This is a genomic window from Pseudomonas proteolytica (assembly GCF_007858275.1).
In the GTDB taxonomy this organism is placed as follows: Bacteria; Pseudomonadota; Gammaproteobacteria; order Pseudomonadales; family Pseudomonadaceae; genus Aquipseudomonas; species Aquipseudomonas proteolytica.
In genome coordinates this window covers 19,805-41,436 of record NZ_VFEV01000009.1, presented here as the reverse complement: position 1 = coordinate 41,436, position 21,632 = coordinate 19,805, and the positions used below count along the sequence as shown (strand labels likewise).

The 21,632-nt window shown below is 61.0% G+C and carries 17 protein-coding genes and 1 pseudogene; 5 read left to right on the top strand and 13 right to left on the bottom strand.

The window, feature by feature from the left end:
• Positions 1-62: 62 nt before the first annotated feature.
• The 10 genes and pseudogenes from FIV38_RS08495 to gloB form a co-directional block, all read right to left on the bottom strand.
• Complete coding sequence (locus FIV38_RS08495) at positions 63-2,531, bottom strand: TonB-dependent siderophore receptor (RefSeq protein WP_092236999.1); 2,469 nt, start codon at positions 2,529-2,531, stop codon at positions 63-65.
• A 233-nt stretch (positions 2,532-2,764) separates the two neighbouring features.
• Positions 2,765-3,733, bottom strand: a complete 969-nt coding sequence (locus FIV38_RS08490) for a FecR domain-containing protein (RefSeq protein ID WP_092236996.1) — start codon at positions 3,731-3,733, stop codon at positions 2,765-2,767.
• Entirely contained in the window at positions 3,730-4,260 is a 531-nt protein-coding gene (locus tag FIV38_RS08485; protein ID WP_092236993.1) for a sigma-70 family RNA polymerase sigma factor, read from the bottom strand. Before FIV38_RS08485 ends, FIV38_RS08490 begins: the two co-directional genes overlap by 4 nt.
• A gap of 219 nt (positions 4,261-4,479) precedes the next feature.
• Entirely contained in the window at positions 4,480-6,090 is a 1,611-nt protein-coding gene (locus FIV38_RS08480) for an ABC transporter ATP-binding protein (RefSeq protein WP_092236990.1), read from the bottom strand.
• A 1-nt stretch (position 6,091) separates the two neighbouring features.
• Positions 6,092-7,111 carry an ABC transporter permease gene (locus tag FIV38_RS08475; RefSeq protein WP_029291368.1) on the bottom strand — a complete coding sequence of 340 codons (1,020 nt, stop codon included), beginning with the start codon at positions 7,109-7,111 and terminating at the stop codon, positions 6,092-6,094.
• A 1-nt stretch (position 7,112) separates the two neighbouring features.
• Positions 7,113-8,186: a microcin C ABC transporter permease YejB gene (locus tag FIV38_RS08470; RefSeq protein WP_057436807.1), complete on the bottom strand. Its 1,074-nt coding sequence runs from the start codon at positions 8,184-8,186 to the stop codon at positions 7,113-7,115.
• Between the two features lies 1 nt (position 8,187).
• Entirely contained in the window at positions 8,188-10,026 is a 1,839-nt protein-coding gene (locus FIV38_RS08465; RefSeq protein ID WP_092236988.1) for an extracellular solute-binding protein, read from the bottom strand.
• Positions 10,023-11,852, bottom strand: a pseudogene (locus tag FIV38_RS08460) (extracellular solute-binding protein). Before FIV38_RS08460 ends, FIV38_RS08465 begins: the two are co-directional and overlap by 4 nt.
• 190 nt (positions 11,853-12,042) lie before the next feature.
• Positions 12,043-13,455, bottom strand: coding sequence for a lytic transglycosylase domain-containing protein (locus FIV38_RS08455; protein ID WP_029291374.1), 1,413 nt, complete (start codon positions 13,453-13,455; stop codon positions 12,043-12,045).
• A gap of 98 nt (positions 13,456-13,553) precedes the next feature.
• Positions 13,554-14,321: a hydroxyacylglutathione hydrolase gene (gene gloB / locus FIV38_RS08450; RefSeq protein ID WP_092236985.1), complete on the bottom strand. Its 768-nt coding sequence runs from the start codon at positions 14,319-14,321 to the stop codon at positions 13,554-13,556.
• Between the two features lie 65 nt (positions 14,322-14,386).
• On the opposite strand from gloB, the gene FIV38_RS08445 reads away from it, so the two are divergent.
• Together FIV38_RS08445 and rnhA are read left to right on the top strand one after the other, a co-directional pair.
• On the top strand, positions 14,387-15,145 hold the full coding sequence (locus tag FIV38_RS08445) for a class I SAM-dependent methyltransferase (protein WP_029291378.1): 759 nt from the start codon (positions 14,387-14,389) through the stop codon (positions 15,143-15,145).
• Between the two features lie 85 nt (positions 15,146-15,230).
• Positions 15,231-15,683, top strand: coding sequence for a ribonuclease HI (rnhA, locus tag FIV38_RS08440; protein ID WP_092236982.1), 453 nt, complete (start codon positions 15,231-15,233; stop codon positions 15,681-15,683).
• Between the two features lie 32 nt (positions 15,684-15,715).
• On the opposite strand, the gene FIV38_RS08435 is transcribed toward rnhA, so the two are convergent.
• The gene (locus tag FIV38_RS08435) at positions 15,716-16,021 is read right to left on the bottom strand and encodes a DUF2388 domain-containing protein (protein ID WP_092236979.1); all 306 of its coding nucleotides are present in this window, start codon (positions 16,019-16,021) and stop codon (positions 15,716-15,718) included.
• Positions 16,022-16,221: 200 nt separating this feature from the next.
• Here FIV38_RS08435 and dnaQ point away from each other — a divergent pair, with 200 nt between their 5' ends.
• From dnaQ to FIV38_RS08420, 3 genes are all read left to right on the top strand, one after another.
• Positions 16,222-16,962, top strand: a complete 741-nt coding sequence (gene dnaQ, locus FIV38_RS08430; protein WP_166647897.1) for a DNA polymerase III subunit epsilon — start codon at positions 16,222-16,224, stop codon at positions 16,960-16,962.
• A gap of 189 nt (positions 16,963-17,151) precedes the next feature.
• Positions 17,152-19,407 (top strand): Orn/Lys/Arg family decarboxylase, encoded by a 2,256-nt coding sequence (locus tag FIV38_RS08425; protein ID WP_092236976.1) that lies wholly within the window; start codon positions 17,152-17,154, stop codon positions 19,405-19,407.
• Between the two features lie 8 nt (positions 19,408-19,415).
• A complete protein-coding gene (locus tag FIV38_RS08420) occupies positions 19,416-19,979 on the top strand; it encodes a GNAT family N-acetyltransferase (protein WP_071609994.1) in 564 nt (187 codons plus the stop codon).
• Between the two features lie 210 nt (positions 19,980-20,189).
• Here FIV38_RS08420 and FIV38_RS08415 read toward each other — a convergent pair whose 3' ends face one another.
• Positions 20,190-21,089 (bottom strand): LysR substrate-binding domain-containing protein, encoded by a 900-nt coding sequence (locus FIV38_RS08415; RefSeq protein WP_092236973.1) that lies wholly within the window; start codon positions 21,087-21,089, stop codon positions 20,190-20,192.
• A 92-nt stretch (positions 21,090-21,181) separates the two neighbouring features.
• On the bottom strand, positions 21,182-21,406 hold the full coding sequence (locus tag FIV38_RS08410) for a hypothetical protein (RefSeq protein WP_029291392.1): 225 nt from the start codon (positions 21,404-21,406) through the stop codon (positions 21,182-21,184).
• Between the last annotated feature and the right edge of the window lie 226 nt (positions 21,407-21,632).

The following is a 21,632-nucleotide window of genomic DNA, read 5'->3' as shown; positions in this document are numbered from 1 at the left end:
ACATAAATACGCCGCCGACCTTATGTAGGCGCCGGCAAGCCGGCTCCTACGTTTGTGTTGGGTTAGAAGTCCCAGCGTGTGGCCAGTTGCAGGCTGCGCGGCTCGCCGTAGAAACCGGTACCGAAGTTGCCCAGGCCTGTGTAGTACTTTTTGTCGAAGGCGTTCTTCACGTTCAACGTGGTGCTCAAGTGCTCGTTGAAGCGATAGCGTGCCATCAGGTCCACCAGGTAATAGCTGTCCTGGGTGATGCGCGCGTATTGGCCGAAGTTGACCGTGTCATTCGGGTTGGGCTGGAACACATTGCCGAAGAACTCGCTCTGCCAGTTGACACCGGCACCGATCGTCACCTTATCCAGCGCCCCCGGCAGGCGATAGGAGTTGAACAGGCGCACCACCTGCTGCGGCGTGGTGGTTTGCAGGACGGAGCTGTAGACATAGTCGTCGTTGGCATCACGGGTGTGCTGGTAGGTATAGCCGGCCGAGACATTCCAGCCGTCGAGTACTTCGCCGGCCAGCTCCACTTCAAAGCCCTTGGTCGTGGCGCCGGCAATCGGGCGGTAGATCGAGTCGCTTTCAAAGCCCGAGACGTATTGCGCAACATTGTCCTGCTCGATACGGAAGGCGGCGAAGCTGGCATTCAGGCGGCCGTCGAAAAAGGCCGCCTTGAGCCCGGCTTCGTAGGTGTCGCCTTCAATCGCGTCAAGCAGCTTGCGGTCGGCGTCCTTGGTGTTCTGCGGGCGGTAGATCTTGGTGTAGCTGCTGTACACCGACCAGATATCGTTGAGGTCGTAGACCACCCCGGCATAGGGTGTCACCACGCCGGTCTGCTTGTAACTGGTGCGCGCGTCGGTGGCGGTCGGATCGTAGAAATCCGTGGTGTCGTTGTTGCTGAAATTGCTCACGCGGGTGCCGAGGATCACCGACAAGTCATCGGTAGGTTTCAGGCGGGTCGCCAGGTAGGCGCCGGTCTGGCGTTGCACAATGTCGTTCTGGCCGCTGCGTGGAATGTTCGGCTTGGCATACTCGCCACGCCAGTCATAGATGCTGCCGCCCACCGGCGGGTAGACCGAACCGTAGACCGGCACGTCCTGTTTGGAGCGGGTCGCCATAAAGCCCATGATCAACTCATGCTCGCGGCCCAACAGGCTGAACGGGCCGCTGAGGTTGACGTCGAGGGTGTTCTGCACCTGGTCGCCCTTGTACTTGCCCATGAACATGTACATGCCTTCGCCTGTGACCTGGTCCGGGTTGCCGCCGCTGGCGGAGGCGAGCAGGGTGTCGTGCTGGCTGCGCTTGCGGTCCAGGCTGACTTTGAGTGACCAGTCGTTGGCCAGCTTTTGCTGGACCGAGGCGAAGATCGTCTGGTTCTGGAAGTCGCGGCGGCTCCAGTCGGCGGCCGGGTTGAACGAGCGCGAGAAGTTCGTGCGATTGCCGTTGCTGAAGTACATCGGGAACCCGGTCCAGCTGGCGCCACGGGAGCGGGTGTCCTGCTGGTCGATACCGAAGGTCAGCAGGGTGTCGGGGGTGAGATCGGCTTCGAGGATGCCGTAGGCAATGTCCTTGGTGTTCTGGTAGTGGTCCAGGTAGGACGAGCGATCCTGATAGACCCCGACAAAACGCCCACGCACATTGCCCGACTCGGTCAACGGCCCGGAGATATCACCTTCGGTGCGGTAGTTGTCCCAGGAGCCCACGGTGCCGGTCACCGAGGCCTTGAATTCTTTGGTGGGTTTTTTGCGGATCAGGTTGACCGTGGCCGAGGGGTCGCCGGAACCGCTCATCAGGCCCGACGAGCCCTTGATGATTTCCAGATGGTCGTACACCGCCATGTCGGTACTGGTGGTGCCGTAGTCATACACGCCGTCATAGGTGGAGTTGACGCCGTCGTACTGGAAGTTGGTGATTGGCAGGCCCCGGCTGGAGAATTCCCAGCGCTCGCTGTCGTAGTTCTGCACGCTGACGCCAGGGGCGCGGCGCAGGGTGTCGGCGATGTTGTTGGAACCCTGGTCGTCCATCTGCTGGCGGGTGATCACGGTGACTGACTGTGGGGTTTCGCGGATCGACAATGGCAGGCCGGTGGCCGAGGCCATCGAGCCGGTGGTGTAGGAGTGGCTGTCTTCGGTGGTGGCCCCCAGTGCCACGCCGGAAATAGTGGTAGCGCCCAGTTCAAGTTCGCCGGTATTGAGCGGCGCAAGTTCCAGCACATAGCCATTGTTGCCCTGGGGCTGGGCCTGCAGACCGCTGCCTTGCAACAAGCGTTGTAGACCGGCAGCCGGGGTGTAGCTGCCGCTCAGGCCCGGACTGGTCTTGCCTGCCGCCAGGCTATTGTGGCCGGCGATGAAAATCCCCGACTGTTCGGCAAAGCGGTTCAACACACTGACCAAGGATCCTGCGCCGATGCTGTAGCTGCGGGCGGTTTCCTGGGTTGCCGGCGTTTCTGTCGCCTGCACGGTAAGCGGGCCCAGGCAGAGCAGGGTTGCGGTGATGGCCAGCGCCAGAGGGCGCAGCGTGAAAGCAGCGGGTTGCGGCATGGAAGGTTCCCTAGGGGTTCGGCGAATTTGAAAGCGTCTGCTGGGTTAACCGAACGAACGTTGAAAAGGGGAACTGGGGGAACGCAATTCGCATGGCAATGGGGCTTTGTGGCGAGGGGGCTTGTCCCCCGTTGGACTGCGTAGCAGGCCCATTTTTGGGGTCGCTTCGCAACCCAGCGGGGGACAAGCCCCCTCGCCACAAAAGCCCCCACAACAGCCTGGCAGCCCGACAGTCAGGTGGCGTGTATTTTCGGTCCCACGCTGACCCACCATGGCATCACTTTGTCTATCTGGATCGGCAGCGCGGCCTCCAGCAGTTGCAACGCGTGCTCGCTGTCCTTGAGCGGGAATGAGCCCATCACCGGCAGGTGGGCCACGGCCGGATCGCATCCAAGGTGGCCGGGGCGGTAGCGATTCAGTTCGCTGATCAATTGGCCCAGTGGCAAGTTGTCCGCCAGCAGCACGCCCCGGCTCCAGGCCTCGCGGGTGGCGGATGCCGTGCTGGTGCCGCGGATGGCGTGGCGATCGAATACCGCCTGTTGCCCTGCCTCGATAATGCGCACCTGTTGGCCGTCGGCGGTACGCACTTCTACCCGGCCATCGAAGACATTGAGGGCAGTGTCGTGCTCGCCTTGCAGCACGCTGAAGCGGGTGCCCAGGGCACGCAGGCGGCCGTGCGCGGTGTCGACCAGGAACGGGCGCTGGAGGTCCTTGGCGGTGTCGATCAGCACTTCGCCAAAACGCAGGTGCAGCAAGCGTTGATATGGATCGAAGCGCACGTCCATGGCGCTTAATGCGTTGAGCCAGATATGCGTGCCGTCACCGAGCAAGGCATCGCGGATCTCGCCGCTGGCCGTGGCGTAGTCGGCGCTCCAGCCGCCGACCACCCGGGGCAGGGCGGTGCCGCGCCAGGTGCCCCAGGCCAATGCCGAACCTACACCCAGCACCAGTAGCGTCTTGAGGGTTTGCCGTCGAGTACAGCGCAGGGCCCGGCTGGCGCCGATGGGCTCGTCGGTCAGGGGCGCAAAGCGCTGGCTGACGCGCTCGACGTACCGCCAAGCCGCCTGATGCTCTGGGTTCTGTCCAAGCCATGTCTGCCAATGCTGTTGTGCCTGGCTGCCGCCCTGAGGGTCTTGCAGGCGCACATACCATAGGGCTGCCTGCTGCAAGCTGGCGTGGCTGAGTTTTGCGCTGGGGTTCATTCCACGAGCAACCCGTCGAGTTCGGCTTCCAGCACCGCGCAGTGCAACAGCGCCTGGGCCATGTATTTTTTCACCATGCGCTCACAGACCCCCAATTGCACGGCGATTTGCTTGTAGGTCAGGCCATGCAGTTGCGCCAGCAGGAAGGCGTCGCTGACCTTGCGCGGCAGGCGCGCGAGCATGGCGTCTACCTCGTACAGGGTTTCGACGATGATCGCCCGCTGCTCCGGCGAGGGTTGCACCGCTTGCGGGCGGTCGGCGAGGCTTTGCAGCCAGGCTTGCTCCAGTTGGCGGCGGCGCCAATGGTCGATGCACAGGCCCCGGGCGATGGTCGCCAGGTACGAGCGCTCGCGCACCGCATCGGCCTGCTCGGGTGGGCGTTTGAGCACGCGGATAAAAGTGTCTTGCGCCAGGTCGGCTGCATCCCAGCGATTGCTCAGGCGTCGGCGCAGCAGGCCGAGCAGCCACGAGTGGTGGCTGCCATAGAGCTGACTGAATGAAGTGGGGGAAGTCGACACAATATCCAACCGGCGCTGACGCCATGACGTGAATAGGAATTGGTCGCGATTAAAGCAAAGGGCTGCGGGCAGCGCAAATGATATTGGTTTGCTTTTGCGAAAGACGTTGCCTGCAGATCTGCACAGATCAAATGTGGCAGCTGGCTTGCCTGCGATAGCGGTGTGTTGCCTGACCCACCGCTATCGCAGCCTCGCCGGGCGAGACGGCTCCCACAGGATCCCCCTGAATCAGATGCGAGAGGTCGGCACCAGGAACGCGGCCTCCAGCAACTGCCGGGTATAGGCATGCTGGGGAGCGGCGAAGATGGTCTTGGCATCGCCCTGTTCCACCACCTGGCCTTGCTTGACCACCATCAACTGGTGACTCAGCGCCTTGACCACCGCCAGGTCGTGGCTGATAAACAGGTAGGTCAGGTTGTACTTGGCCTGCAGGTTGCGCAGCAGTTCTACCACCTGGCGCTGCACCGTGCGGTCCAGGGCCGAGGTCGGTTCATCCAGCAGGATCAGGCGTGGCTTGAGCACCAGGGCGCGGGCGATGGCGATGCGCTGGCGCTGGCCGCCGGAGAATTCGTGGGGGTAGCGGTGGCGGGTCTGCGGGTCCAGCCCCACTTCCTTGAGCGCGGCGATAATCGCCGCTTCCTGCTCGGCCGCCGTGCCGATCTTGTGGATGCGCAAGCCTTCGCCGACGATCTCGCTGACGCACATGCGCGGGCTCAGGCTGCCAAATGGGTCCTGGAACACCACCTGCATTTCCCGGCGCAATGGCCGCACCTGTTGTTGGGTCAGTTGGTCCAGTTGCTGGCCTTCAAAACGGATCCCTCCCTTGCTGCCGATCAACCGCAGGATCGCCAGGCCAAGGGTGGATTTGCCGGAGCCGCTTTCGCCGACGATGCCCAAGGTCTGGCCCTGGGGCAGGCTGAAGTGGATACCGTCCACGGCCTTGACGTAATCGACGGTGCTGCGCAAGAAGCCTTTCTTGATCGGGAACCAGACCTTGAGGTCGTCGACTTCCAGCAACGGTGGACCAATGGCGTTGCTGACTGGCCCGCCGCTGGGTTCAGCGGCCAGTAGCTCCTGGGTGTACGGATGCTGCGGGGAACGGAACAGTTCTTCACAAGACGCCTGTTCGACAATGCAACCGCGTTGCATCACACACACGCGGTGGGCAATGCGCCGGACCAGGTTCAAGTCATGGCTGATCAGCAGCAGCGCCATACCCAGGCGCGCCTGCAACTCCTTGAGCAGTTCGAGGATCTTCAACTGCACGGTTACGTCCAGAGCGGTAGTTGGCTCATCGGCGATCAGCAGTTCCGGCTCGTTGGCCAGGGCCATGGCGATCATCACCCGCTGGCGCTGGCCGCCGGACAATTCATGGGGCAGGGCCTTGAGGCGCTTGTGTGGCTCCGGGATGCCCACCAGCTCCAGCAACTCCAGGGAGCGCAGGGTCGCGGCCTTGCCGGTCAGGCCCTTGTGCAGGCCCAGCACCTCGTTGATCTGCTTCTCGATGGAGTGCAGCGGGTTCAGCGAGGTCATCGGCTCCTGGAAGATCATCGCAATGCGGTTGCCGCGGATCTGGCGCAAGGGTTTTTCTTTCATGGTCAGCAGATCCTGCCCGGCATACCCGATCGTGCCGGACGGATGCCGCGCCAGGGGGTAGGGCAGCAGGCGCAAGATCGAGTGGGCAGTCACCGATTTGCCGGAGCCGCTTTCGCCGACCAGGGCCAGGGTTTCACCACGGCGGATATCGAAGCTGATGTTTTCCACCACGCGCTGATGCTGCTCGCCGGTGACGAACTCGACACTGAGGTCGCGGACTTCGATCAGATTGTCCTGGTTCATCTCATTTCCTCGGGTCGAAGGCATCGCGAGCGGACTCGCCGATAAACACCAGCAAACTCAACATAATCGCCAGCACCGCAAAGGCGCTGATGCCCAGCCACGGTGCCTGCAGATTGGATTTGCCCTGGGCTACCAGCTCGCCCAGGGACGGCGAGCCGGCGGGCAGGCCGAAGCCCAGGAAGTCCAGGGCAGTCAGGGTGCCAATCGCGCCGGTGAGGATGAACGGCATAAACGTCATGGTCGAGACCATGGCGTTGGGCAGGATATGGCGGAACATGATCGCCCCGTTCTGCATGCCCAGGGCCCGCGCGGCGCGTACGTATTCCAGATTGCGTCCGCGCAGGAACTCGGCGCGCACCACGTCCACCAGGCTCATCCACGAGAACAGCAGCATGATCCCCAGCAACCACCAGAAGTTGGGCTGGACGAAGCTGGCCAGGATGATCAGCAGGTACAGCACCGGCAAACCGGACCAGATTTCCAGGAAACGCTGGCCGGCCAGGTCGACCCAGCCGCCATAGAAACCCTGCAAGGCGCCGGCCGCCACGCCGATGATCGAGCTCAATACGGTGAGGGTCAGGGCAAACAGCACCGAGACCCGAAAGCCATAGATTACCCGCGCCAGCACATCGCGCCCCTGGTCATCGGTGCCCAGCAGGTTATCGGCCGACGGCGGTGCCGGTGCCGGGACTTTCAGGTCGTAGTTGATGCTCTGGTAGCTGTAGGGGATCGGCGCCCAGAGCGTCCAGGCATCCTTGGCCTTGAGCAGTTCGCGGATATACGGGCTTTTGTAGTTGGCTTCCAGGGGGAATTCGCCGCCGAAGGTGGTTTCCGGGTAGCGCTTGAGCGCCGGGAAGTACCAGTCGCCGTCGTAATGCACCGCCAGCGGTTTGTCGTTGGCGATCAACTCGGCGCCCAGGCTCAGGCCAAACAGGATCAGGAATAGCCACAGCGACCACCAGCCGCGTTTGTTGGCCTTGAAACGTTCGAAGCGGCGGCGATTGAGGGGGGATAGGTTCATCTCAATGCTCCCGGCTTTCGAAGTCGATACGTGGGTCGACCAGGGTGTAGGTCAAATCACCAATCAGTTTCACCACCAGGCCCAGCAGGGTGAAGATAAACAGGGTGCCGAACACCACCGGGTAATCGCGGTTGATCGCCGCCTCGAAGCTCATCAGCCCCAGGCCGTCGAGGGAGAAGATCACTTCCACCAGCAACGAGCCGGTAAAGAAGATCCCGATAAACGCCGAAGGGAAGCCTGCGATCACCAGTAACATGGCGTTGCGGAATACGTGGCCGTAGAGCACGCGGTGATTGGTCAGGCCCTTGGCCTTGGCGGTGATCACGTACTGCTTGTTGATCTCGTCGAGAAAGCTGTTCTTGGTCAGCAATGTCATGGTGGCGAAGTTACCGATCACCAGGGCCGTGACCGGCAGTGCCAGGTGCCAGAAGTAGTCGAGGATCTTGCCGCCCCAGCTCAGTTCGTCAAAGTTGTTGGACGTCAGCCCGCGCAGGGGGAACCAGTCGAAATAACTGCCGCCGGCAAACACCACGATCAACAGGATGGCAAACAGGAACGCCGGGATTGCATAACCGACGATGATTGCCGAACTGGTCCACACGTCAAAGTGGCTGCCATGCCGGGTGGCCTTGGCGATCCCCAGGGGGATCGAGACCAGGTACATGATCAGGGTGCTCCATAACCCGAGGGAGATGGACACCGGCATCTTCTCCTTGATCAGGTCGATGACCTTGGCATCGCGAAAGAAGCTGTCGCCAAAATCCAGCTGGGCGTAGTTCTTGACCATGATCCACAAGCGTTCCGGCGCCGACTTGTCGAAGCCGTACATTTTCTCGATTTCCTTGATCAGCGTCGGGTCCAGGCCCTGGGCCCCGCGGTAGCTGGAACCTGCCACCGAAACTTCGGCGCCGCCACCGGCGATACGGCTGGTGGCGCCTTCAAAGCCTTCGAGCTTGGCAATCATTTGCTCCACCGGGCCGCCGGGCGCAGCCTGGATGATGACAAAGTTGATCAGCAAAATGCCGAACAGCGTCGGGATGATCAGCAGCAACCTGCGAAAAATATAAGCCAGCATGTCAGTCGCCTCCGCTCGCCGGGTCGGCGCTGGTGTCTGTGGGCGGTGTCATTGCCGGTGGCGTGTTGGGTTTGATCCACCAGGTATTGATACCCACGTCATAGCGCGGCGGGACTTCGGGGTGACCAAGGTGATTCCAGTAGGCCACGCGGTAGGTCTTGATATGCCAGTTGGGGATCACGTAGTAGCCAAACTGCAAGACCCGGTCCAGGGCCTTGGCGTGGGCCACCAGGCTGTTGCGTGAGTCGGCGTTGATCAACTGTTCCACCAGTTCGTCGATGGCCGGGTCCTTGAGGCCGATGTAATTGCGGCTGCCGGGGTTGTCGGCACTGCTCGATTGCCAGAATTCACGCTGCTCGTTACCGGGTGACGAGGACTGCGGGAAACTGCCGACCATCATGTCGAAATCCCGTGAGCGTACGCGGTTGACGTACTGTGAAACGTCGACCCGGCGGATCACCAGTTCGATGCCCAGGTCTGCCAGGTTGCGCTTGAAGGGCAGCAGGATGCGCTCGAAGTCGGTCTGGAACAGCATGAATTCGATGCTCGCCGGTTTGCCATTGGTGTCGACCATCTTGTCGTCGACGATGCGCCAGCCGGCTTCCTGCAGCAGTTGGTAGGCTTCGCGCTGCTGGCTGCGGATCATGCCGCTGGCATCGGTTTTCGGCGGGGCGAAGGCTTCGGTGAACGCTTGGGGCGGAATGCGGCCGCGCAACGGTTCGAGAATCGCCAGTTCGGCGGGGCCGGGCAGGCCGGTGGCGGCCATGTCCGAGTTTTCGAAGTAACTGCGGGTGCGTGTGTAGGCACCGTTGAACAGTTGCTTGTTGCTCCATTCAAAGTCCAGCAACAGGCTGATGGCCTTGCGCACCCGCACGTCCTGGAACATCGGCTTGCGGATATTGAACACAAAGCCCTGCATCCCGGTGGGGTTGCCGTTGGGCAGTTCTTCCTTGATCAACCGCCCCTCGGCGACGGCCGGGACGTTGTAGGCATTTGCCCAATTCTTCGCCGTGGTTTCCTGCCAATAGTCGAACTGCCCGGCCTTGAGTGCTTCCAGGGCCACCGTGCTGTCCCGGTAGTAATCGCTGATGCGGTAATCGAAGTTGTACAGGCCCTTGTTGATCGGCAGGTCCTTGGCCCAGTAATCCTTGACCCGCTCGTAGCGGATCGAACGCCCCGGCTTGACCTCGGCCACCTTGTACGGGCCGCTGCCCAGGGGGATCTCCAGGCTGCTCTTGGCAAAATCGCGGCCGGCCCACCAATGCTTGGGCAACACGGGCAATTGGCCGAGGATCAGTGGCAGTTCGCGGTTGCTGGTGTGTTTGAACTTGAACAGCACCCGCAGCGGGTCTTCGGCCACCACTTCGGCGACATCGGCGTAGTAGGTACGGTAGATGGGGCTGCCTTGCTTGATCAGGGTGTCAAAGGTGAACACCACATCCTCGGCATGCACCGGATGGCCATCGTGGAAGCGCGCTTCGGGGCGCAGGTAAAAGCGTACCCAGCTGTTATCCGGGGCTTTTTCGATCTTGCCGGCAATCAGGCCGTACTCGGTGATGGGTTCGTCCAGGCCTTGCTGGGCCAGCGTGTCGAAGACCAGGGAGATGTTATCCGCCGGCACGCCCTTGCTGATAAACGGGTTGAGGCTGTCGAAGCTGCCCATGGCCGACTCGCGGAAGGTGCCGCCTTTGGGTGCGTCGGGATTGACGTAGTCGACGTGCTTGAAATTGGCCGGGTACTTGGGCGGTTCGTCATACAGGGTCAAGGCATGTTGGGGAGCGGCGACAGCCTGGGTGCACAACAACAGGCCACTGATAATCGCAGTACGCAAAGCCATCATTGGGGTTTCTCCGATGCTTTCAGCCACCACGCGCTCAGGCCCAGGCTGTAGGGCGGCGTGGTCACGAAGGCGAACCGGTTACGGTACGCCAGGCGATGATAGTTGAGATACCAATTGGGAATACTGTAGTGCTGCCACAGCAGGACCCGATCCAGGGCCCGGCCGGCGGCGATTTGTTGGTCGCGGGTCTGCGCGGCGAGCAATTGCTCCAGCAGGTGGTCGACCACCGGGTTGGCGATGCCCGCGTAATTCTTGCTGCCCTTGATCCCGGCCTGGCTGGAATGGAAGTACTGCCACTGCTCAAGGCCTGGGCTGAGGGTCTGGTTGAGCGTCATCAGGATCATGTCGAAGTCGAACTGGTCGAGGCGCTGCTTGTACTGCGCGCGATCCACGGTGCGCAAGCGCGCATCGATGCCGATGTAGCGCAGGTTCTCCACATAGGGCTACAGGATCCGCTCCAGGTTCGGATTGACCAGCAGGATTTCGAAACGCAGCGGCTGCCCGTCGCTATTGAGCAGGCGCTGGCCGGACAGTTTCCAACCCCCTTCGGCCAGCAGGCCGAGGGCGCGGCGCATGGTTTCGCGGGGGATACCGCGGCCGTCGGTCTGCGGCAAGCTGAACGCCTGGGTAAACAGATTGGCCGGTAATTGTTCGCGGTAAGGCGAGAGCATCAGCCATTCATGGCCCACCGGCAGGCCGCTGGCGGAGAATTCGCTGTTGGGGTAATAGCTCAAGGTACGTTTATAGGCGCCGCTGAACAGCGTGCGGTTGGTCCACTCGAAGTCGAACATCAGCCCCAGTGCCTCGCGCACCTTGGCCTGGCTGAAGGTGGCGCGGCGGCTGTTCATGAACAGGCCCTGGCTTTGGGTCGGGATCTGGTGGGCAATCTGTGCCTTGATCACCTCGCCACGGTTGACCGCCGGGAAGTTGTAGCCATTGGCCCAGTTCTTGGCCTGGTGTTCGATGTAGATATCAAACTCGCCGGCCTTGAACGCTTCGAAGGCCACGTCGCTGTCACGGTAGAACTCCACCTCGACCTTGTCGTAGTTGTAGAACCCGCGATTGACCGGCAGGTCCTTGCCCCAATAGTCCTTGACCCGCTCGAACACCAATTGCCGGCCTGGCTGGACCTGGCTGATCCGATAGGGCCCGCTGCCCAGCGGCGGCTCGAAGGTGGTGGCCTTGAAGTCACGGTTCTTCCAGTAGTGCTGGGGCAGCACCGGCAGTTCGCCCAGGCGCAGGATCAACAGCGGGTTGCCGGCGCGCTTGAATACAAAACGAATGCGGTGGGGGTTGAGCACATCTACCCGGGCCACTTCCTGCAGGTTGGTGCGGTACTGCGGATGGCCTTCGGTCAGCAATGTGCGGTAGGAAAACGCCACATCGTCGGCGGTGATGGGCTTGCCGTCATGAAACCGCGCTTGCGGGCGCAGGTTGAACACCACCCAGCTGCGGTCTTCGCTGTACTCCACCGATTGCGCAATCAGGCCATAGCTGGACGTGGGCTCGTCGCCGGAAGGGGCGTATTGGCCGGTGCCGACCATCAAGGGCTCGTTGAGCTCATTGACGCCGTATTGCAGGAAATTGGCGGTGGAAACCGGGCTTGAGCCCTTGAAGGTGTAAGGGTTGAGGGTGTCAAACGTGCCAAACGCCATGACCCGCAAGGTACCGCCCTTGGGCGCTGCGGGGTTTACCCAATCGAAGTGGGTGAATTTGGCCGGGTACTTGAGCGTACCGAACTGCGCATAACCGTGGTTCTCGGTAATGGTCGCGTTCGCGGAAAAGCTCAAGGCCAGACTTATTAGTAGAAGGAGGGAACGCTTCAAGTCAGAGATCCGATCCGGGCGGCTTGGGCTTTATGATCGGTACAGTAACAGCTTGTTCCACTTGGAAAAAGACTGTTGAAAATGACGAAAATCAATGTGGGAGCGGGCTTGCTCGCGAAAGCGCTGTGACAGGCGAAAAATGTATCACCTGATGCACCGCTTTCGCGAGCAAGCCCGCTCCCACAAGGGGTCAGCGTGGCCCGGAAACCACCAGCATCTGCCCCGGCTTCAGCGCCTGGCCAGTGCGTGGGTTCCAGCGTTTGAGATGTTGCATCTCAACGTTGAAGCGCTTGGCAACCATGTAAAGCGAGTCACCTTTCTTGACCTTGTACTGCACCGGCTTCTTGCCGCCAGCCTTGGCCACGACTTTGCGGGTGTCCTGCATCACCAGGGTCTGGCCGACTTTCAAGGCCTGGCCATTGAGCTTGTTCCAGCGCTGCAGGTCATGCACATCGACCTTGTTGGCCTTGGCAATCAGCGTCAGGTTGTCGCCGCTCTTGACCTTGTAGCTGCGCGAACGCCCGGCCACGGCCTTGTGCTCGACTTCGTCAAACACCGGTTTTTTCGGGCGCAGGCTCAACAGCTCCTCGGGGTTCATCGAGGACAGGCTGCTGGCCAGCAATTGCGCCTTGGAAGTGGGCACCAGCAAATGCTGGGGGCCGTCCAGGGTGGTGCGTTGCTTGAAGGCCGGGTTGAGCTGGAACAGTTCGTCTTCGTCGATCTCGGCCAGCGCGGCGACCCGGGACAGGTCCATGCTTTGCTTGACTTCAACCATCTCGAAGTACGGCGTGTTGGCAATCGGGTTCAGGTTGACGCCGTAGGCCTCGGGGGCCAGCACCACCTGGGACAGCGCCAGGAACTTAGGCACGTAGTCCTTGGTTTCCTGGGGCAGCGGCAGGTTCCAGTAGTCGGTGGGCAGGCCAAGCTTCTCGTTACGCTCGATGGCCCGGCTGACCGTGCCTTCGCCCGCGTTGTAGGCTGCCAGGGCCAGCAACCAGTCGCCGTTGAACATGTCATGCAGACGTGTCAGATAGTCCAGGGCAGCAGTGGTGGAGGCGGTGATGTCGCGGCGGCCATCGTAGGCGCGGGTCTGGCGCAGGTTGAAGTAGCGCCCGGTGGAGGGAATGAACTGCCACAGGCCCACCGCATCGCTGCGTGAATAGGCCATTGGGTTGTAGGCACTTTCAATCACTGGCAGCAGCGCCAGCTCCAGGGGCATATTGCGTTCTTCCAAGCGTTCTACGATGTAATGAATATAGAGACTGCCGCGTTCGCCGGCGTTCTCCAGGAACGATGGGTTGCTGGCGAACCACAGGCGCTGTTGCTCGATACGCGGGTTGACGCCGACACCGTCCTGCAGTTGAAACCCCTGGCGCATGCGTTCCCAGACATCCTGGGGTACCTGCGGGCTTGGCTTCTCTGAGAGCCAAAGGGGTTTTTGCTTGATCTTGGCAGCAAATACGGGTTTGGGTTGCACGGTGGATTGTGCAGCGAAATTATTGGTTTGGCAGCCCGCCAGAGTTGCGGATACGGCCACCGCAATGGCTTGAGCCAGGCGGGTCAATGCGTCTGAATGGTTGGATTTACGAATAGATGACGACATTGGCTGGAAGTTAGTTCCGGGCAAAAATGTCGGGCGATTCTAGAAAGCGCTTTGGTTCCGGTCAACCATTCAGAAATTTCGTACCAGAACCTCTCTGCTTAGAACGTATCTTTCCAAGCGCGCAAGCTAGCAAACACCTCGCTCCCAGAGCGGTTGTCGCGGCCATTCCGCTGGTCCGCTTTTTGTTTAACGGATGTTTCAGCGGTGCGCAGAAAAGGGTTAGTCAACTTTTCCAGGGCCAAGGTCGAAGGTAATGTCATCTTGCCGCCTGCCCGCAGCTCGCTGACCTTTGCCACTCGTTCGGCTATATCGGCGTTATCCGGCTCCACTGCCTGGGCAAAGCGCAGGTTGCTTTGTGTGTATTCGTGGGTGCAGTAGACCAGCGTGTCGGCGGGCAGGGCGGCCAGGCGTTCCAGGGAGTGATACATCTGCTCTGGCGTGCCCTCGAACAAACGCCCGCAACCGGCGGCGAACAGGGTGTCGCCGCAGAACAGCAAGCCATGATGATAAAAAGCTATATGTCCCAGGGTATGTCCGGGCACGGCCAACACCTGGAGGTTCCAGCCCAGTACCTCGATACGGTCGTTATCGTGGAGCGCGACGTTACGGGCCGGGATCTTTTCGTTGGCCGGGCCATAGACCGTGGCGCCCGAGGCCTGCTTGAGTTGCTCCACACCGCCGACGTGGTCTGGGTGATGATGGGTCACCAGGATGTCGCTGAGGGTCCAGCCGGGGTGCTGCGCAAGCCACGCCAGTACGGGCGCGGCATCACCGGGGTCAACCACCGCGCAGCGATGGCTGCGATGATCTTGTAACAACCAGATGTAGTTATCGGTGAAGGCGGGCAGGGCACTGATCTGTATCATTCTTCTATTCGCCAAGCTGAACACATTGGTGCATCTTAGAACGTCTTGGCGAGTTGGAGAATGCAATGACTGATAAAGCGTTCGCCCAGGCCGATCCTGAGTGGCTGGCCCTGATCAGCGCAGCCCGTGAGTGGCTGTCCGGGCCGATCGGGCAATTTCTGCTGGAACAAGAGCGGCTTATGCTCGAAGAAGAGCTGGAACGCTTCTTTGGCGGTTACTTGGTGCACTACGGCCCTTCGGCCCAGACCCCACCGCCCGCACCCCAGGTGCAGCGCAATGTGCGCCTGGGTGCGCCGTTGCCGGGGGTCGAGATTGTCTGTGAAGAGCAGGCGTGGCCTTTGAGCGAGCATGCCGCCGATGTGGTGGTGATGCAGCATGGCCTGGATTTCTGCCTGTCGCCCCATGGTTTGTTGCGTGAAGCGGCCAGCGCCGTGCGCCCAGGCGGGCATTTATTGATCGTTGGCATCAACCCCTGGAGTTCGTGGGGCCTGCGGCACGTCTTTGCCCATGATGCGCTGCGCCAGGCCCGCTGCATCTCGCCCTCGCGGGTCAGCGACTGGTTGAACCTGCTGGGCTTCGCGCTGGAGAAACGCCGCTTCGGGTGCTATCGTCCGCCGCTTGCCTCGCCCAAGTGGCAGGGCCGCCTGGCTGGCTGGGAGCGCCGGGCCGGCGCATGGCAGTTGTCCGGTGGCGGTTTCTACCTGTTGGTAGCCCGCAAGATCGTGGTCGGGCTGCGGCCGGTGAGCCAGGTGAGGCGCGAGCCCATGGGTAAACTGGTGCCGATGCCCCTGGCCAAGGTCAACCGTCGCTCCAGCGAGCCATAAATCATTTTTTTCGAATTCAGGTCGCCGTGTTCGACCTCGGGAACTGCCGGTCGATTGCCGGTAACCCGCTTTGATGGATAGCGTAATGACCGATAGCGTAGAACTCTTTACCGACGGCGCCTGCAAGGGCAACCCTGGCCCCGGGGGCTGGGGCGCCTTGCTGGTGTGCAAGGGGGTGGAGAAGGAGTTGTGGGGCGGCGAAGTCAACACCACCAATAACCGCATGGAGCTGATGGGCGCGATTCGCGGCCTCGAAGAGCTCAAGCGCCGTTGCGATGTATTACTGGTGACGGACTCGCAATACGTCATGAAGGGCATCAACGAGTGGATGGTCAACTGGAAAAAGCGCGGCTGGAAAACCGCCGCCAAGGAGCCGGTGAAGAACGCTGACCTGTGGCAGTTGCTGGATGAGCAGTGCAACCGCCACAACATCACCTGGAAATGGGTGCGCGGGCACATCGGCCACCCCGGCAACGAGCGCGCAGACCAGTTGGCCAATCGTGGCGTGGATGAAGTGCGCGGGTACAAACAGAGCTGAAGCTCCCCATCGCCTCGCCGGGGGGCTGGAAGTTACAGCGCCAGCATTGCGCAGGCGAGTTGCCCGTCCGTCTCGCGCAACGCCGGCAAAGTGCGGCGGATGTGCAGCAATGCAGACTCCAGCCGCGCACCGTGTATTTCACCCCCGCTTGCGACGTAAGCCGCCGCATCGTCCTTTGCCGCCAATACGATTTTGTCATCCTTGAAACTGCTGCTGGTGCCCTTGGTGGCACTCATCGACAGGCTGACCAGCGCATCCGTGGTCATCACAAAGCTGGTGGCCTGGGCATTGGCGGCACTGATCAGGCACAGGGCGAGCAGGTAGTTTGGTGTGGACATGGGTAGTTTTTACGCATAGTAAAGAGCGGCGCAGGCTACCAAAGGGCGTGATGGCAAACTGCGCAAGCTTTGCTAAACCTTGTTAAAAACTGTTGGGCGAGGGGGCATGGCGCTCCGCCGTGGGGCGCGTCGGGTATAGAGCGTGTTAATATCCCGCCCCTTGAAATACACACACCGTTGAGAGCTGAACCCTGATGGCCATCCGATCTGTTGTACTCGATACCGAAACCACCGGCATGCCGGTGACCGATGGCCACCGGATCATTGAAATCGGCTGTGTCGAACTGATGGGTCGTCGCCTCACGGGTCGCCATTTCCACGTGTACCTGCAACCGGACCGGGAAAGTGACGAAGGCGCCATTGGCGTCCACGGCATCACCAACGAATTCCTGGTCGGCAAGCCGCGCTTTGCGGAAGTTGCCGATGAGTTTTTCGAGTTCATCAACGGCGCGCAGTTGATCATCCACAACGCGGCTTTCGACGTTGGCTTCATCAACAACGAATTCGCCCTGATGGGCCAGACGGATCGCGCGGACATCACCCGTCACTGCTCGATCCTCGATACCCTGATGATGGCCCGCGAGCGCCATCCGGGCCAGCGCAACAGCCTCGACGCCTTGTGCAAGCGCTATGGCGTCGACAACTCAGGCCGTGAACTGCACGGCGCCTTGCTCGACTCCGAGATTCTGGCGGACGTCTACCTGACCATGACCGGTGGGCAGACCAGCCTGTCCCTGGCCGGCAACGCCTCCGATGGCAACGGCTCGGCAGAAGGCTCGGGCAACCGGCCTTCGGAAATCCGCCGCCTGCCGGCTGACCGTAAGCCCACCGCGATCATCCGCGCCAGCGAGCAGGACATGGCCGAGCACGCGGCACGCCTGGAGGCGATCGCCAAATCGGCGGGTGCGCCGGCGTTGTGGACCCAACTGACCCAGCAATAATCGCGGTCAAAACTGTGGGAGCGGGCTTGCCCGCGATTGCGGTGTGACAGTCAGCGCATTCCTTACTGACCCACCGCCATCGCGGACAAGCCCACACAAGCCCATTCCTACATTACTTATTATCTTCATTCGCCACATTCGCTCCCAGCTTCTACCCTGAGTACATCGCCCTCAGGACGCCAAGCCCTCATGTACAAAGACCTGAAGTTCCCCATCCTGATCGTGCATCGCGACATCAAGGCCGACACCGTCGCCGGTGATCGGGTCCGGGGGATCGCCCGGGAGTTGGAGCAAGAGGGTTTCAGCATCTTTTCCGCCATGGATTACGCCGAGGGCCGCTTGGTGGCCTCGACCCACCATGGCCTGGCGTGCATGCTGATCGCCGCCGAAGGCGCCGGGGAAAATACCCATTTGCTGCAGAACATCGTGGAACTGATCCGCCTGGCGCGCCTGCGTGCACCTAACCTGCCGATCTTTGCCCTGGGCGAGCAAGTCACCCTGGAAAACGCCCCGGCCGATGCCATGAGCGAGCTCAACCAACTGCGCGGTATTCTCTATCTGTTCGAAGACACGGTGCCGTTCCTGGCCAGGCAGGTGGCCCGCGCGGCGCGTACCTATCTCGATGGCCTGTTGCCGCCCTTCTTCAAGGCCCTGGTACAACACACCGCCGACTCCAATTATTCCTGGCATACCCCCGGTCACGGCGGCGGCGTTGCCTATCGTAAAAGCCCGGTGGGGCAGGCGTTTCATCAGTTTTTCGGGGAAAACACCCTGCGCTCGGACTTGTCGGTGTCAGTGCCGGAGCTGGGTTCGCTGCTGGATCACACCGGCCCCTTGGCTGAAGCCGAAGCCCGCGCGGCGCGTAACTTTGGCGCCGACCATACCTTTTTTGTGATCAACGGCACCTCCACGGCCAACAAGATCGTCTGGCACTCTATGGTCGGGCGCGATGACCTAGTGCTGGTGGACCGCAACTGCCACAAGTCGGTATTGCACTCGATCATCATGACTGGGGCGATCCCACTGTACTTGTGCCCAGAGCGCAATGAACTGGGGATCATCGGCCCCATCCCACTGACTGAGTTCAGCCGCGAATCGATTCGCGCGAAGATCGAGGCCAGCCCGTTGACCCGTGGCCGCGAACCCAAGGTCAAGTTGGCCGTGGTGACCAACTCGACCTATGACGGGTTGTGTTACAACGCCGAGCTGATCAAGCAGCAATTGGGCAACAGTGTAGAAGTGCTGCACTTTGACGAAGCCTGGTACGCCTACGCGGCCTTCCACGAGTTTTTCGCCGGGCGCTATGGCATGGGGACCTCGCGTACGCCCGACAGCCCGCTGGTATTCACCACGCACTCGACCCACAAGCTGCTGGCCGCGTTCAGCCAGGCCTCGATGATCCATGTCCAGGACGGCGGCGCTCGGCAGCTGGATCGTGATCGCTTCAATGAGGCGTTCATGATGCACATCTCCACCTCGCCGCAGTACAGCATCATCGCCTCGCTGGACGTGGCGTCGGCCATGATGGAAGGGCCCGCCGGGCGTTCGTTGCTTCAGGAAATGTTCGATGAAGCCTTGAGCTTTCGCCGCGCCCTGGCCAATCTGCGCCAGCATATCGCCGCCGATGATTGGTGGTTTTCCATCTGGCAACCGCCTTCGGTGGCGGGTATCGACCGGGTGGCGACGGCTGACTGGTTGCTGCAGCCCGAGGCTGATTGGCATGGTTTTGGCGATATTGCCGAGGACTATGTATTGCTCGACCCGATCAAGGTCACCCTGGTCATGCCCGGCCTGACCGCGGGTGGCGCGTTAAGCGATTGCGGAATTCCGGCGGCGGTGGTCAGCAAATTCCTCTGGGAACGCGGCCTGGTGGTGGAAAAAACCGGGCTGTATTCGTTCCTGGTGCTGTTCTCCATGGGCATTACCAAAGGCAAGTGGAGTACCCTGCTCACCGAATTGTTGGAGTTCAAGCGCAGTTACGACGCCAATACCAGCCTGGCCAGTTGCCTGCCGTCGGTGTTCCAGCAAGGCCCGGCGCGCTACCAGGGCATGGGTTTGCAGGACTTGTGCGACCAGTTGCACGGCTGCTATCGCAGCAACGCCACGGCCAAACACCTCAAACGCATGTACACGGTGCTGCCGGAGATTGCCATGAAACCGGCCGATGCCTATGACCAGTTGGTGCGCGGCGAAGTCGAGGCGGTGTCCATCGACGCCTTGCCAGGGCGTATCGCTGCCGTGATGCTGGTGCCTTATCCGCCCGGCATTCCGCTGATCATGCCGGGGGAGCGCTTTACCGAATCGACGCGCTCGATCATCGACTACCTGGCCTTCGCCCGGGAGTTTGATAGCAGTTTCCCTGGGTTTGTCGCCGATGTGCATGGCTTACAACACGAAGACGACGGCAACGGTCGTTGTTACACCGTCGATTGCATCAAGTGTTAAGGATGGTTATGCAAGCTGTAATGAATCCGAAGTACCCGGGGCTCAGTGTGCGAGTCGCCGACGAGGGATTTGACGCCTACGTGTGGGGCAATGATTTCAGCTTCGAGGTGTGCACATATGGCACGCCGGAGCTGGGCAAGCCTGTTGACCAGTGGGCGGTGGAGCAGATATTGCCGTACCGCAAATGCTACGGCATCGATCCCGAGGAGTTCGCCAGTTACCGCAATGCCACCGACAGTGCGGTATTCATGGCGTACCTGGATGATCGGCCGGTTGGGCATATTGTTGTCAGTACCAATTGGAACGGTTTTGCCCATGTCGATGAACTGGCGGTGGTGCTCCCGGCCCGTCGGCATGGCGTGGCCAAGGCTTTGCTTGATGTTGCGCAATTCTGGAGCCGCAAGAAAAACCTGCCGGGGATGATGCTGGAGACGCAGAACAATAATCTGGGGGCGTGCCGGCTGTACGAACGCAGCGGCTATGTGATGGGCGGCATCGACCACCTGCGCTATCGCGGGATTGATCCGCAGACCCGTGAGGTGGCGATTTTCTGGTATCGGCTGTTCCACTGACCAAGGGCAGGTGGTGGCTGTGGGTCTTTTATGGCGCTTTTTGTGGAGAGGGGGCTTGTCCCCCGCTGGGCTGCGCAGCAGCCCCAATAAGACCGCCGCGGTTTATCAGGCTGGCCGCATAGCCAGAATTTGGGGCTGCTGCGCAGCCCAGCGGGGGACAAGCCCCCTCGCCACAACTGGCCCCCACAACTCCACAATAGGCCCTCTCAGCTAATTGATCGGGGACAGCAGGGCCTGTGCCTTCTGCGTGACAATCTCCAGCAACGCATTCAGCGCCGGGCTCGGGTTGCTGTCCTTGACCGTCAACCCGTACAAACTCACCAGGATCGGTGGTGACAATGGGCAAGTATCCAGCCCGGCTTCCCGTGCGCCACTGGCGGTGAAGGGGTCGACCACTGCCAACCCTTCGCCAGCTTCGACCATGCTGCGCATCATCTGGTAGGTCTGCACCCGTGTCTGGATCACCGGCAACGGCCGCAGCGCTTGTAGCTTGCTGTCCAGCAACTGGCTCAACGGGTCTTGTCCCTCCAGGCCGATCATTGCCTGGCCGGCCAGTTCTTGCAGGGCGATGTATTTTTGCCGTGGCTTGAGCCAGCCATGGGGCGCCAGCAACTGCAGCTTGCCCTGGCCCAACAGGGTACTGGTGATTTGCGGGTGTTCGGGGTCATGCAGGCTCAGCCCCAGGTCTGCCTCGTGCAGCAGCAGGCTCCTGACGATGTCGCGTGTCGGTTGGCTGGACAGGTTGCAGGGCGTGTCCTGGAAGCGGCGGCGCAACAACGCGATGCTTTGCGGCAATAGCTGGTTGGCCAAAGGCGGGGTACAGAGCGTGCGCAGCGGCGGGGCATGGTGGTGCTTGAGGCTGCTGGCCAGGCGCTGTATGGGTTCCAGTGCTTCGTAAAGGTGGGCGATCTGCGCCTGCATGGCCAGGGTTTCACGGGTGGCCTGCAACCGCCCGCGGACGCTGGCAAACAGCATGAAGCCCAACTGTTGTTCAGCGTCCCTCAGGGTAGCGTCCACATCGGACACAGCCAGTTGCAACCATTCGGCGGCCGTGCCGAGGTGTCCGGTCTGCAAAATGGCTTGAATCACTTCGATATGACGTAAACGCATGCATGAAGTCCATGTTCAGCAGGTAAGGGATTCACCGGGTGAATCCTAACCCAAGTCCGCTCATATGACTTCTGCCTGGAGGCACAGCCTTGTCAAACAGGCATGTTTTCAGGCTCGCGGGTCAGGGATACCTGCGACTGAACCAAAACGAAGGTGTTCTCATCGACCTTGTTGACCCGGTCGCCAATCGCCAGCTTGTAGGAAATTACCGGTTCTGAACCGTCGCCTGACGAGGTGGACTCCTGGAATTCATGCACGGAATAAACGCGACCTTCCGCGTCACGAGCATGGAATTGTCCGACAAGTACTGCTGCCATCTGCTTAGAACCTCTGGAGAAAAACACCGATTTGCGGTTCTGTAGACCGTCATTAAGGCGGGTAGTTTACCTACATCAAAAAAATACTATTCGTTGATGTTCCGCTTATTTTTCCTACGAGCCGGCAATGGGGCCAAACCGCTGCCGATTGAGCAAAACCTGCTGGTGATAGGCCGGCGAAGGCTCTATAACTACAGGTTCCTTTAGTCAGATGTCGGGAAAGCCC